Annotated in this window: 13 protein-coding genes; 12 read left to right on the top strand and 1 reads right to left on the bottom strand. The window is 65.1% G+C overall.

From position 1 onward, the window contains the following. The first annotated feature begins 188 nt into the window (after window positions 1-188). The 10 genes from RT697_RS20540 (at window position 189) to RT697_RS20495 (ending at window position 10,246) form a co-directional block, all read left to right on the top strand. Window positions 189-830, top strand: coding sequence for a peroxiredoxin (locus tag RT697_RS20540; protein WP_313701402.1), 642 nt, complete (start codon window positions 189-191; stop codon window positions 828-830). Between the two features lie 213 nt (window positions 831-1,043). Further along, on the top strand, window positions 1,044-2,057 hold the full coding sequence (locus tag RT697_RS20535) for a sulfate ABC transporter substrate-binding protein (protein WP_313701401.1): 1,014 nt from the start codon (window positions 1,044-1,046) through the stop codon (window positions 2,055-2,057). A gap of 39 nt (window positions 2,058-2,096) precedes the next feature. Then, window positions 2,097-2,987: a sulfate ABC transporter permease subunit CysT gene (gene cysT / locus RT697_RS20530; protein WP_105241412.1), complete on the top strand. Its 891-nt coding sequence runs from the start codon at window positions 2,097-2,099 to the stop codon at window positions 2,985-2,987. Beyond that, on the top strand, window positions 2,984-3,883 hold the full coding sequence (cysW, locus tag RT697_RS20525; protein ID WP_105237939.1) for a sulfate ABC transporter permease subunit CysW: 900 nt from the start codon (window positions 2,984-2,986) through the stop codon (window positions 3,881-3,883). The genes cysT and cysW overlap by 4 nt, the downstream gene beginning before the upstream one ends. 27 nt (window positions 3,884-3,910) lie before the next feature. After that, window positions 3,911-4,975, top strand: coding sequence for a sulfate ABC transporter ATP-binding protein (locus tag RT697_RS20520; protein ID WP_313701400.1), 1,065 nt, complete (start codon window positions 3,911-3,913; stop codon window positions 4,973-4,975). Next, window positions 4,972-5,715: a phosphoadenylyl-sulfate reductase gene (locus RT697_RS20515; protein ID WP_313701399.1), complete on the top strand. Its 744-nt coding sequence runs from the start codon at window positions 4,972-4,974 to the stop codon at window positions 5,713-5,715. The genes RT697_RS20520 and RT697_RS20515 overlap by 4 nt, the downstream gene beginning before the upstream one ends. Window positions 5,716-5,754: 39 nt before the next feature. Then, the gene (gene cysD, locus RT697_RS20510) at window positions 5,755-6,663 is read left to right on the top strand and encodes a sulfate adenylyltransferase subunit CysD (protein ID WP_056567596.1); all 909 of its coding nucleotides are present in this window, start codon (window positions 5,755-5,757) and stop codon (window positions 6,661-6,663) included. 42 nt (window positions 6,664-6,705) lie between these two features. After that, the gene (locus tag RT697_RS20505) at window positions 6,706-8,004 is read left to right on the top strand and encodes a GTP-binding protein (RefSeq protein ID WP_313701397.1); all 1,299 of its coding nucleotides are present in this window, start codon (window positions 6,706-6,708) and stop codon (window positions 8,002-8,004) included. Between the two features lie 213 nt (window positions 8,005-8,217). Then, window positions 8,218-9,675, top strand: coding sequence for a PA0069 family radical SAM protein (locus RT697_RS20500; protein ID WP_313701395.1), 1,458 nt, complete (start codon window positions 8,218-8,220; stop codon window positions 9,673-9,675). A gap of 76 nt (window positions 9,676-9,751) precedes the next feature. Next, window positions 9,752-10,246 (top strand): hypothetical protein, encoded by a 495-nt coding sequence (locus RT697_RS20495; RefSeq protein ID WP_313701394.1) that lies wholly within the window; start codon window positions 9,752-9,754, stop codon window positions 10,244-10,246. 33 nt (window positions 10,247-10,279) lie between these two features. Here RT697_RS20495 and RT697_RS20490 read toward each other — a convergent pair whose 3' ends face one another. Continuing rightward, complete coding sequence (locus RT697_RS20490) at window positions 10,280-11,152, bottom strand: DMT family transporter (RefSeq protein ID WP_313701393.1); 873 nt, start codon at window positions 11,150-11,152, stop codon at window positions 10,280-10,282. 341 nt (window positions 11,153-11,493) lie between these two features. On the opposite strand from RT697_RS20490, the gene rplS reads away from it, so the two are divergent. Together rplS and RT697_RS20480 are read left to right on the top strand one after the other, a co-directional pair. Then, window positions 11,494-11,874, top strand: coding sequence for a 50S ribosomal protein L19 (gene rplS, locus RT697_RS20485; RefSeq protein ID WP_056567581.1), 381 nt, complete (start codon window positions 11,494-11,496; stop codon window positions 11,872-11,874). 123 nt (window positions 11,875-11,997) lie between these two features. Further along, a partial coding sequence (locus tag RT697_RS20480; RefSeq protein ID WP_313701391.1) for a CoA pyrophosphatase occupies window positions 11,998-12,699 on the top strand: 702 nt, incomplete at its 3' end.

Raw genomic sequence — 12,699 nt, 5'->3', positions numbered from 1 at the left:
ATAACGGCTGCGAATATTGCATAAGGTTATATGACTTGCGTATTTCCTCGCCTAAAGGTTTGATGGAAGAATCGTTTCACACGCGGTAACGTCACACGGCAACCTCCGCCACGAAACGCTAATCCGCGCTGCGGCCCATGCCGGGCCGCCAGCCGGCCCCTTCAACTGAATCCCGTACAGGAGACACCATGAGTCAACTACGTCTGGGCGACATCGCCCCCGATTTCGAACAGGAATCCTCGGCTGGCAAGATCCGCTTCCACGAGTACCTGGGCAACAGCTGGGGTGTGCTGTTCTCGCATCCGGCCGACTTCACGCCGGTCTGCACGACCGAGCTGGGCTACACGGCCAAGCTCGCCGACGAGTTTGCAAAGCGCAACGTGAAGGTCCTGGCCCTGTCGGTCGATGGCGCCGATTCGCACGCCAAGTGGATTGAAGACATCAACGACACGCAATCGACGACGGTCAATTTCCCGATCATCGCCGACAAGGACCGCAAGGTTTCCGAGCTCTACGACATGATCCACCCGAATGCCAGCGCCACGGCGACCGTGCGTTCGGTGTTCATCATCGATCCGAACAAGAAGGTCCGCCTGACCATCACGTATCCCGCCAGCACGGGCCGCAACTTCAATGAAATCCTGCGCGTCATCGATTCGCTGCAGCTGACCGACAGCCACAGCGTGGCCACGCCGGTGAACTGGGAAGACGGCGACGACGTCATCATCGTTCCGTCCCTGCAAGACGAAGCGGTGATCAAGGAAAAATTCCCGAAGGGCTACAAGGCCGTGCGTCCGTACCTGCGCATCACGCCGCAACCGAATAAGTAAATTCGAAAAATGGGGGGTTGGCCCCCCGGCTCGAACGCGGTCCCAGGCCGCCCAAACCGCCGCGATCTTCATAGAGGATCGCGGCGGTTTTTCGTTGTTGGGATGCTTGTCCTATATGCCTCTTGGCGATGAGCAACCAAATAATGATTCGTTCCGTTCAGATCGGCCAGCACGCAAACTTGCCTCCACATTGCAGATCACAGGGAGCAAGGGATGTCTTTTAGGAAAGCCGGTTGGTTGGCCGCGTTGGCCGCAGTGACGGTTTCATTTGCCGCGATTGCGCCGGCGCAGGCGCAGCAGAAGCAGACGCTGCTGAACGTGTCGTACGATCCGACGCGCGAGCTCTACCGCGCGATCGATGACGCCTTCATCAAGCATTACAAGGAAAAGGCGAACGTCGACCTGACGATCCGCCAGTCGCACGGCGGTTCCGGCCGCCAGGCGCGCTCGGTGATCGACGGGCTGGAAGCCGACGTGGTGACGCTGGCGCTGGCCTACGACATCGACGCCATCGCCGACCGCGGCCTCTTGCCCGAGAACTGGCAAGCCCGCCTGCCGCAGAACAGCTCGCCGTACACGTCCACCATCGTGTTCCTGGTGCGCAAGGGCAACCCCAAGCAGATCAAGGACTGGGACGACCTGCTCAAGGACGGCGTGCAGGTCATCACCCCCAATCCCAAGACCTCGGGCGGCGCCCGCTGGAACTATCTGGCCGCCTGGGCCTATGCGCTGGAGAAGAACGGCGGCAGCGAGGAGAAGGCGCGCGCCTTCGTCGGCGATCTGCTCAAGCACGTGCCGGTGCTGGATACCGGCGCGCGCGGCGCCACCACGACGTTCGTGGAGCGCGGCGTGGGCGACGTGCTGCTCGCCTGGGAGAACGAGGCCTTCCTGGCGCTCGAAGAACTGGGTCCGGACAAGTTCGACATCGTGGTGCCGTCGCTGTCCATCCTGGCCGAGCCGCCGGTGGCCGTCGTCGACAAGGTCGTGGACAAGAAGGGCACCCGCGCCGCCGCGCAGGCCTATCTGGAATTCCTGTACACGCCGGCCGCGCAGGAAATCATCGCCAAGAACTACTACCGTCCGCTGGACAAGACGGTCGCCGCCAAATACGAGGCCAAGTTCCCCAAGGTCAAGCTCGTCACCATCGACGACAAGATCTTCGGCGGCTGGCGCAAGGCGCAGAAGGATCACTTCAGCGACGGCGGCACCTTCGACCAGATCTACTAGCCGCAGAAGAAGTAACTGCATAACGTTCGGACGACGGCCATGACTTCAGCCTCGAACCCGGCGGCAACCGGCGCGCAAGCGCCTTTTGCCGTTCGGCGCAACAGCCCGGGCGTGCTGCCCGGATTTGGCATTTCCATGGGCTACGCGGTGCTGTATCTCAGCGTGCTCGTGCTGATCCCGCTGGCCGCCTTGCCCATCAAGAGCGCGGGGCTGGGATGGCAGGGTTTCTGGGACGCGGTGACCGCCCCGCGCGTGATGGCCTCGTATCAACTGACCTTCGGCGCCTCGCTGATCGCGGCGCTGGTGAACCTGGTGTTCGGCACAGTCGTCGCGTGGGTGCTGGTGCGCTATCGCTTTCCGGGCAAGAAGATCCTGGATGCGCTGGTCGACCTGCCGTTCGCGCTGCCGACGGCCGTGGCCGGCATTGCGTTGACCGCGCTGTATTCGCAGAAGGGCTGGCTGGGCGGGCCGTTGTCGGAATGGTTCGGCCTGAAGGTGGCGTTCACGCCGCTGGGCATCGTCATAGCGCTCATCTTCATCGGCGTGCCGTTCGTAGTGCGCACGGTGCAGCCGGTGCTTGAAGACGTGGAGCGCGAAATCGAAGAGGCCGCCGCCAGCCTGGGCGCGGACCGTTGGCAGACCTTCCGCCGCGTGCTGCTGCCGACAATCATGCCGGCCCTGATGACCGGCTTTGCGCTGGCGTTCGCGCGCGCGGTGGGCGAGTACGGCTCCGTGGTGTTCATCGCGGGCAACATGCCGATGGTGTCCGAGATCACGCCGCTGCTGATCATTTCCAAGCTGGAGCAGTTCGACTACGCCGGCGCGGCCGCCATCGCGACCGTGATGCTGGTGCTGTCGTTCGTGCTGCTCCTCATCATCAACCTGTTGCAGGGCTGGCAGGCGCGCCGCGGCCTGGGGAGGCAGTCATGAGCGCACCGGATCGTCCCGCTCACCTGACCGAGCCGCGCTGGGTGCGCGGCATTCTGCTGTTCATCGCGCTGGGGTTTCTGGCGCTCTTTCTGCTGGTGCCGCTGGCGGCCGTGTTCGCCGAGGCCTTCCGGAAGGGATGGGCGCTGTACCTGGACGCCATCGTCGAGCCCGACGCCCTGGCGGCGATCCGGCTGACGCTGCTGGTCGCGGCCATCGCCTTGCCGGTGAACCTGGTGTTCGGCGTGGCCGCCGCGTGGGCCATCACCAAGTTCCAGTTCCGCGGCAAGCAGTTCCTGATCACGCTGATCGACCTGCCGTTTTCGGTGTCGCCGGTGGTGGCGGGCCTGGTGTTCGTGCTGTTGTTCGGCTCGCAGGGCTGGTTTGGCGAATGGCTGCAGGCGCACGACATCAAGATCGTCTACGCGGTGCCCGGCATCATCCTGGCGACCTTGTTCGTGACCTTTCCGTTCGTCGCGCGCGAGCTCATTCCACTGATGCAGGCGCAGGGCAGCGAGGAAGAGCAGGCCGCGCTGACGCTGGGCGCGAGCGGCTGGCAGATCTTCTGGCGCGTGACGCTGCCGAACATCAAGTGGGGCCTCTTGTACGGCGCAATCCTGTGCAATGCGCGGGCCATGGGCGAGTTCGGCGCGGTGTCGGTGGTGTCGGGCCAGATCCGCGGGCTGACCAACACGATGACGCTGCACGTCGAGATTCTCTACAACGAGTATCAGTATTCCGCGGCGTTCGCCGTTGCCTCGCTGCTGGCGCTCCTGGCGCTGGTGACGCTGGTGGCGAAGAACGTGGTCGAGTGGCGCAACGCGCGCCTTCAGCAGAATGCGGACCAGCCGGTGGAGTATCCCGGCGCCGCGGTGGCCATCAAGCCGGCGGTCGCCTGACGCGACCGCCCGGGCAAGGAGACAGGCATGAGTATCGAAGTACGCAATCTATCCAAGCGGTTCGGTCAGTTCCGCGCGTTGAACGACGTGTCGCTGCACATCGAGACCGGCGAACTGGTGGCGTTGCTGGGACCGTCGGGCTGTGGCAAGACGACGCTGCTGCGCATCATTGCCGGGCTGGAATCGGCCGATTCCGGCAGCGTGCTGTTTGCCGGCGAAGACGCCACGGCAGTGGACGTGCGCCAGCGTCAGGTCGGCTTCGTGTTCCAGCACTATGCGCTGTTCAAGCACATGACGGTGTTCGAAAACGTGGCGTTCGGCCTGCGCGTCAAGCACCGTTCGCAGCGTCCGTCCGAGGACCAGATCAAGCGCAAGGTGCACGACCTGTTGGGTCTGGTGCAACTGGACTGGCTGGCCGACCGCTATCCGGCGCAGTTGTCGGGCGGACAGCGCCAGCGCATCGCCCTGGCGCGCGCCCTGGCGGTCGAACCGCGCGTGCTGCTGCTGGACGAGCCCTTCGGCGCCCTGGACGCCAAGGTCCGCAAGGAATTGCGCCGCTGGCTGCGGCGGCTGCACGACGAGCTGCATGTGGCCAGCGTGTTCGTCACGCACGACCAGGAAGAGGCGCTGGAAGTTTCGGACCGCGTGGTCCTGATGAACGCCGGCCGCATTGAGCAGGTGGGCACGCCGCGCGAGGTCTGGGAAGGTCCGGCCACGCCTTTCGTCTACGGTTTCCTGGGCGACGTGAACCAGCTTCAGGGCACCGCCACGCGTGGCGTGTTCGAAGGCGCCGGCCTGTCGCTGCCTGCGCCGGAACTGGCGCTGGCCGACGCGCAGCGCGCCACCGCGTATGTGCGGCCGCACGAATTCGAGGTCGAGCGCTATCGCGCCGGCGCGGATGGCATTCCGGTCCGCCTGTCGCACGCTTATCTCGCCGGTCCCAGCGCGTATCTGGAACTGGCGCGCCAGGATACGGACGCGATCATCGAGGCCGAGGTGCCCGAGTCGCTTTATCAGGAACTGAACCTGCAGGACGGCGAGATCCTGCTCGCGCGTCCCCGCCGGGCGCGCATCTTCGCGGTGCAGCCATGACGACGACCGATACCTCTCTTGAACTGGACCCGGTCCTGGCCGCGCGCTGGCGGGATCTGACGTCACGCCTGGCGGACATCCAGCGCCGCTATCCGGATGCCGCGCTGGCGTCGTCGCTGGCCGCCGAAGACATGGTGCTGACCCACGCCATCTACGACTCGGGCCTGGACCTGGAAGTCTTCACGCTGGACACGGGCCGGCTGCATGCCGAGACGCTGGGTGTGCTGGACGCCGTGCGGGAGCGCTATGGCCGCGAGGTCACCGTGTACCGGCCCGTCCAGGCGGCGGTCGACGAGCACGTCGCGGCGCACGGCGCTTACGCCTTCTACGAAAGCGTCGATCTGCGCAAGGCCTGTTGCCAGATCCGCAAGGTCGAGCCGTTGAAACGCGCGCTGGCCGGCCGGGGCGCCTGGATCACCGGGCAGCGGCGCGCGCAGTCCACGACGCGCGGAGAGCTGCTGTTGGAAGAGGACGACGCGACGTTCGGCCTCTACAAGTTCAACCCGCTGGCCGAGTGGAGCGAGGACGAGATCTGGTCCGCTATCCGCGCGCTCGGCATTCCCTACAACCCGCTGCACGACCAGGGCTACCCGTCCATCGGTTGCGAACCCTGTACGCGCGCCATCCGCCCCGGCGAAGACCTGAGGGCAGGGCGCTGGTGGTGGGAGTCGTCCGACTCGAAGGAATGCGGCCTGCATGCGGGCAACAGGGTCATCACCATTGCGGCGCGCGCCGATTGAGCGCGGCCACGAATTCGAATTTGTCTTAGGGGAATACATATGTCTGCCGTGATCCAACGCAGCCACCTGGATTGGCTGGAATCGGAAGCGATCTTCATCCTGCGCGAAGTCGCCGCCGAATGCGAAAAGCCCGTCCTGCTCTTTTCGGGCGGCAAGGACTCAGTCGTGTTGCTGCGCCTGGCCGAAAAGGCCTTCCGGCCGGGGCGCTTTCCGTTTCCGCTGATGCACATCGACACCGCCCACAACTTCGACGAGGTGATCGCCTTCCGCGATGCCCGCGCGGCCGAGCTGGGCGAAACCCTGATCGTGCGCAGCGTTGAGGACTCGATCAAGCGCGGCAGCGTTGTGCTGCGCCGCGAGACCGACTCGCGCAATGCGGCACAGGCGGTGACGCTGCTGGAAGCCATCGAAGAATTCGGGTTCGACGCCTGCATCGGCGGCGCGCGCCGCGACGAGGAAAAGGCGCGCGCCAAGGAACGCATCTTTTCGTTCCGCGACGAGTTCGGCCAATGGGATCCCAAGGCCCAGCGGCCTGAACTCTGGAACCTGTTCAACACCCGCGTGCATCGCGGCGAGAACATGCGCGTCTTCCCGATCTCGAACTGGACCGAGCTGGACGTCTGGCAGTACATCCAGCGCGAACAGCTGGCGCTGCCGCCGATCTATTTCGCGCATGAACGCGAGGTGGTGCGCCGCAAGGGCCTGCTGGTGCCCGTCACCCGCCTGACGCCGCCGGCCGACGGTGAACAGGTCGAACGCCTGTCCGTCCGGTTCCGCACCGTGGGCGACATCTCGTGCACGTGCCCGGTTGCCTCGGATGCCACCGACACCATGGCCATCATCGCCGAGACCGCCGTGACCGACATCACCGAACGCGGCGCCACGCGCATGGACGACCAGACTTCCGAGGCCTCGATGGAGCGCCGCAAGAAGGAAGGCTATTTCTGAATGAGATGACGCGCCGGCGCACGCCGGCGCCTGGGGAACAACATGAACGCACTGAACGATTCCTTTCTTTCCGGCGCCGACACCGGCGTGCTGCGGCTGATCACGGCGGGCTCCGTCGACGACGGCAAGTCCACGCTGATCGGCCGCCTGCTGTACGACAGCAAGGGCGTCTTCGCCGATCAGCTCGACGCAATTTCGCGCGCCAAGCACAAGCGTGTCGCGGGCGACGGCATCGATTTTTCGCTGCTGACCGACGGCCTGGAAGCCGAGCGGGAGCAGGGCATCACCATCGACGTCGCCTACCGTTACTTCTCGACGCCCACGCGCAAATTCATCATTGCCGACGCGCCGGGCCACGAGCAGTACACGCGCAACATGGTGACCGGCGCGTCGACCGCGGACGTCGCCGTCATCCTGATCGACGCGACCCGCGCTGCCGACGGCAAGCTGCTGCCGCAGACCAAGCGGCACAGCACCATCGCACGCCTCTTGGGCATCCGCCACATCGTCGTTGCCGTGAACAAGATGGACCTGGTGGACTGGGACCGCGCGGTGTTCGAACGCATCCGCGATGCTTATGCCGATCTGGCAGGCAAGCTCGGTATCGCGCACTTCGACGCGCTGCCGCTGTCCGCACTGAGCGGCGACAACGTCGTCACGCTGTCCGCCAAGACGCCCTGGTACGAAGGGCAGCCGCTGCTCGCGCTGCTGGAATCGCTGGACCTGTCGGGCGACGGCCGCACGTTGCCGCTGCGCTTTCCGGTGCAATGGGTGGCGCGCCACGGCGGCGACCGCGCGGACGATTTCCGCGGCTATGCGGGCCGCGTCGCCAGCGGCGTGCTGCGGCCAGGCGACGAAGTGACGGTGCAGCCGTCGGGCGTGACGGCGGTGGTGCAGGAAGTGCGTGCGTTTGATCGCGCGCTGGATGAGGCAGTGGCCGGCGATTCGATCACGCTGGTGCTGGACCGCGACGTGGACGTGTCGCGCGGCGACGTGATCGTGCACACCGCTGCACCTGCGCAGGTGTCGCGTGAGTTCGAAGCGGAGCTGTGCTGGCTGGATGCGCAGGCGTTGAATCCCGCGCGCAAGTACCTGCTGAAGTCGGGGACTCGGCTTACGTCGGCAAAGGTGCGCGCGGTGTTGTCGCATCGGGACATCCATGAGTTGCAGGAGGTCGAGAACACCGAAGGCACCTTGCGCATGAACGACATCGGACGCGTGACGCTGACGACGCGCGAGTCGCTGGCGGTCGATCGCTATGACGATGTGGCGGCGACCGGTGCGTTCATTCTGATCGACGAAGCCACGCACCAGACGGCTGCGGCGGGCATGCTGCGGTAAACCGCAATATGGGCTGAAAAGGGGGCCTGCGTGGCCCGTTTTTTCGTGTTGTTTTTCGTCCAAACCCAATGCTGGCGCGGGTTTCCGGGCCATATCGCAAGATGAAATCGAATTGTTCAGACGATGTCTTCTTCTTGCGGTAAAGTTGGGCTGTCTTACGAAAAGGGCTTTTGGTGCTTGTCAAAACCACTGTGTTTTTGTACAGTAGTTTTTATGGCACGCACCGATCATTCTTTTCCCGCCGGTTCTGGGTCCCCGGCTGCCGCCCCCGCCGCCTTGCGCGGTCGGGGTGCGGTTACTAATGTTCGGCATCGCTTCCAACGCGATGACCGCGTGCAGGTCGACGACGGCTGGTCCGCTTCCGGTCTGCCTGCCGACTTCGTCGATTCTGTCCCCGATTCCATTTCCGATATTTCATCGTCTGCGGTTGCAGGCGTTGCAGTTGAACAGACTGCAGGCGCTGCTGCCCGCGCCACGGTCATCCCCATCCTGCCCGACACGCGCTCCGCGCCGCCCGCTCCCAAAACCACGGTCACCGCGGAAGAGGCGCGCAAGATCCTATCGCGCAACGATTCCCCGGACATTCCCTTTGATGTGGCCGCCAACCCGTACCGCGGTTGCGAGCACGGTTGTGTGTATTGCTACGCCCGGCCCACGCATTCGTACCTGGGTTATTCGCCGGGGCTCGACTTCGAAACCCGGCTCGTCGCCAAGGCCAATGCGGTCGAGGCCCTGCGCGCCGAACTGGCCCGTCCCGGCTACAAGCCGTCGCCCATCAATATCGGCTCGGCCACCGACGCCTACCAGCCCATCGAGCGCGACTGGCGCCTGACGCGCGGCATGCTCGAGCTCGCGCTCGAAACCCGCCATCCGGTCACCATCGTCACCAAGAACGCGCTGGTCGCCCGCGACCTCGACTTGCTGGCAGCCCTGGCGCAACAGAACCTCGTGGTGGTCTACATCAGCATCACCACGCTGGACGCCGGCATGGCCCGCACGTTGGAACCCCGCGCGGCCGCGCCGTGGCGCCGCCTGGAAGCGGTGCGCAGCCTGACCGACGCAGGCGTGCCGGTGGGCGTGCTGGTGGCCCCGGTCATCCCGTTCATCAATGACGAGTCCATGGAGCACATCCTCCAGGAGGCCAAGGCGGCCGGCGCCCATTACGCCAGCTACACGGTCCTGCGCCTGCCCTGGGAGGTCAAGACCCTGTTCGAGGACTGGCTCAACGCCCACTACCCGGACCGCGCGCAACGTGTCCTGCATCGCATCGAAGACCTGCGCAACGGCCGCCGCAACGATCCCAACTTCGGATCGCGCATGCGCGGCACGGGTATCTGGGCCGACCTGCTGCGCCAGCGCTTCGCGGTCGCCACGCGCAAGCTGGGGCTCAACCGCACCCGCCTGTCGCTCGATTGCAGCCGGTTCGTGCCGCCGGCGGGTCCCGGGGCATCAGCGTCGTTGTTCGATGGCGCGGCGTCGGGTGAGGTCGTGGGCGCCGGCAATGCGGTCAGCTCCGTCAATGCCGCTACCGATTTTCAATCCCCGGTTGATGCGAAAGCGTCTTCAGGGGTCCCTTTTCCTGGTGGTTTGCCTGCGGTCAGCGGCGCATACGGGCGCGGTGCGCGCCAGTTGCGCGCCATGGCGGCCGGCCAATTGTCTTTGTTCGATTGACCGCAGGCCGCAGTTGCCTCGGGTGCATGCCAGGGCGAATCGCCTCGGCGCTGGAACGTTTATCCAAGGAGTTCCCATGAACACCGCTGATTTTTCCGTCCTGCAGGATGAGCTCGTCGTTTCCCTGAATCCGCTGCGCCGCGGCGCCAACCGCGCCCGCGCCTTTTGCGCCCGGCTGACCGGTGTGGCCATGCCTTGGACCGGGGCGGCGTCCGATGCGCGCACGCGCGCCACCCGCATGCCCGCCCGCTGGCCATTCCCGCCGGCTCCGACGCCCGACGAGGCTTCGGTCGGCGGTCCGGTGGCCGGCATTCCGGTGGCCGGCATTCCGGCGGCCGGCGCTCCGGCGGCCGGCGCTCCCGCAAGCCTGCCCGCCGCGGGGGTATCCGTCGTCGCCCCGGCCGCTCCCGCCGCCACCGTGGCGCGCGATCAAAGCATCGGAGACGCCCAGGCGCAACCGGCTGGCAATCAGCTCACGATGAAAGCCATGATTACGGATGTGGTGCTGGTGCTGGCCTGGGGCGCGATGATCCCCGGCCTGATGTGGTTGGGCGTGGCCGGCGGCTTCTGATGGCCGCCTGCCTTTGATGCCCGCCGGCGGCGCTCAGCTCGATCCCAGCAGGATCACGCCCGCCAGAATGGACACGCAACCGGCCAGACGGCCCACACCCACCTTTTCGCGCAGCAGGAACATGCCGGCCAGGGTGCCGAGCATCATGGACATTTCCCGGGCAGGCGCCACCAGGCTTAGCGGCGCACCGTTGCGCAGCGCATACAGCACCAGGATGTACCCCAGCGGCGACAGGAACCCCACGGCCAGCGCCAAGTGCCAATGGCCGCGCATGGATTCCCACGATTGCGTGGGGCGGCGCAGCATGTGCGGGGTCATCATGGCGGTGCGGGTCACACAGGTGAACCAGTCGAACAGCACCGGACTGATCAGCAGCACTTTCACGCCGTACGCGTCCACCACCGTATAGGCCGCGATGAACAGGCCAATTACGACTCCCCAGCGCACCCCGATCCACGCCTGCGCCTGCTTGAAGATGGCGAGCCGTCCCTGGGTGGCGATCAGCAGCACCCCGGCGACGACGCACAGCATGCCGACGATGCCGGTGCTGGTGGCGGGTTCGCCCAGCAGCAGGAAGGCGCCAGTCGTCGACAGCAGGGGACCGGTGCCCCGGGCAATCGGATAGACCACGGACAGGTCGGCCACCTGATAGCCGCGCTGCAGGCAAAGGCTGTAGCCCAGATGCAACAGGCTGGACGTCAGGATCGCGCCGACGACAGGCCACGTCCAGTTCATGCCGTCGTGCATCAGCACCCAGATCACCCAGGGCGCGTACAGCACCGTCGCGCACAACCCGTAGGCAAAGACGAACGGCGCGCCCACCATGGCCGCGCGCTTGGCAAGGAGGTTCCACGTGGCGTGGGCCATCGCCGCCAGGACGACCAATATCAGGGACGAGTACGACATGAGGGAACAGCGTCAGATGACGTGTTTGTTACAGGGAGTTGGAAGGGTACCGCAAACCGTGCTCAAGGCGCACATGTTACCCGAGGCTCTGGCGAATTTTTGGTGTAGAATCATTGGTTTGCCAAATCTCATCCTCTGCTTGCGGCATAGCATCGCGACACAGGCTCACGGAAATCCGCATTGCGGACAACCCATGAGAACCAGTAGCCATGCACACGCACCAGGCCGGTTGCGACCGAAGACTTGAATCTCGACTCTTCGATCACACGAAAGTCCGGGCGTGAACAACATCGATCGGCAAAAGTTTTAGTCCGCAAAGACATGATGATCTAGGAGTTCAAATGAACCTCATCGCTATCCTGGAACAGGAAGAAATTGCCCGTCTGACCGGCGGTCAAGCCAAGCCTGAATTTGCTCCTGGTGACACCGTCATCGTGAGCGTCAACGTCGTTGAAGGCACTCGCAAGCGCGTGCAGGCTTTCGAAGGCGTTGTTATCGCCAAGCGCAATCGCGGCCTGAACTCCGCGTTCACCGTGCGCAAGATTTCGTCGGGTGAAGCCGTGGAACGTACGTTCCAGCTGTACTCGCCGCAAATCGCCAGCATCGAAGTGAAGCGCCGCGGCGACGTGCGCCGCGCCAAGCTGTACTACCTGCGCTCGCGCTCGGGCAAGTCGGCTCGCATCAAGGAAAAGCTGGTCAGCAAGCAAGCCTCCGCGGCTTGATCGCTTATCGGTACACGGCCCTGACAGTGTCGGACGTTCACGCCAATCCGCGTTTCCGTCCGGCACGGTTTTCCGGGTTAAAAAGGCACCTGCGAGGGTGCCTTTTTTCTTATTTCTGAGCGTATGTCTGATACCTCGTCCTCCGCGCGGCCTCGACGGCCGCTGGCGCGCCCCGGATTCGATCCGGCGACGCAACCGTGGGTGGTGGCCAACGAATCGCTGCCGCCCGTGCCTACCCGCCTGCTGACGCCGGATTCCCTGCGCGGCACGTTGAGCCAGCCGTCCACCTGGACGCTTGAGCTGTCGCGCGACAACGATCTTCGCTATCCCGGCCGCGAGGGCACACCCGTGCCGGCGGCCGTGCTGATTCCGCTGGTGACGCGCGACGAGGGCGTGAGCATCATGCTGACGCAGCGCGCGGCGCACCTGCACGATCATGCGGGCCAGATCAGCTTTCCCGGCGGTCGCATCGAGACCAGCGACGCCACGCCCGTCGATGCGGCGCTGCGCGAAGCGCAAGAGGAAACCGGTCTGCCGGCCAATCACGTCGAAGTTCTGGGCAGCATGCCGCCGTACCTGACGGCGACGGGTTTTTCGATCATTCCCGTGGTGTCGCTGGTGCGGCCGGGTTTCGAGCTGGCGCCCGATGCGTTCGAAGTGGCCGAGGTGTTCGAGGTGCCGCTGTCGTTCCTGATGGATCCGGCCAATCATCGCCTGTACGAAGCCCGGCTCGATGACGGGCGCGTTCGGCAGTATTACGGCATGCCGTACGGCAAGCACTTCATCTGGGGCGCCACCGCGGGCATGCTGCGCAATCTCTATCAC

Origin of the sequence: Achromobacter sp. (genome assembly GCF_032113835.1) — a bacterium.
GTDB lineage: Bacteria > Pseudomonadota > Gammaproteobacteria > Burkholderiales > Burkholderiaceae_B > Achromobacter.
This window is presented reverse-complemented; position numbering and strand designations above follow the sequence as displayed.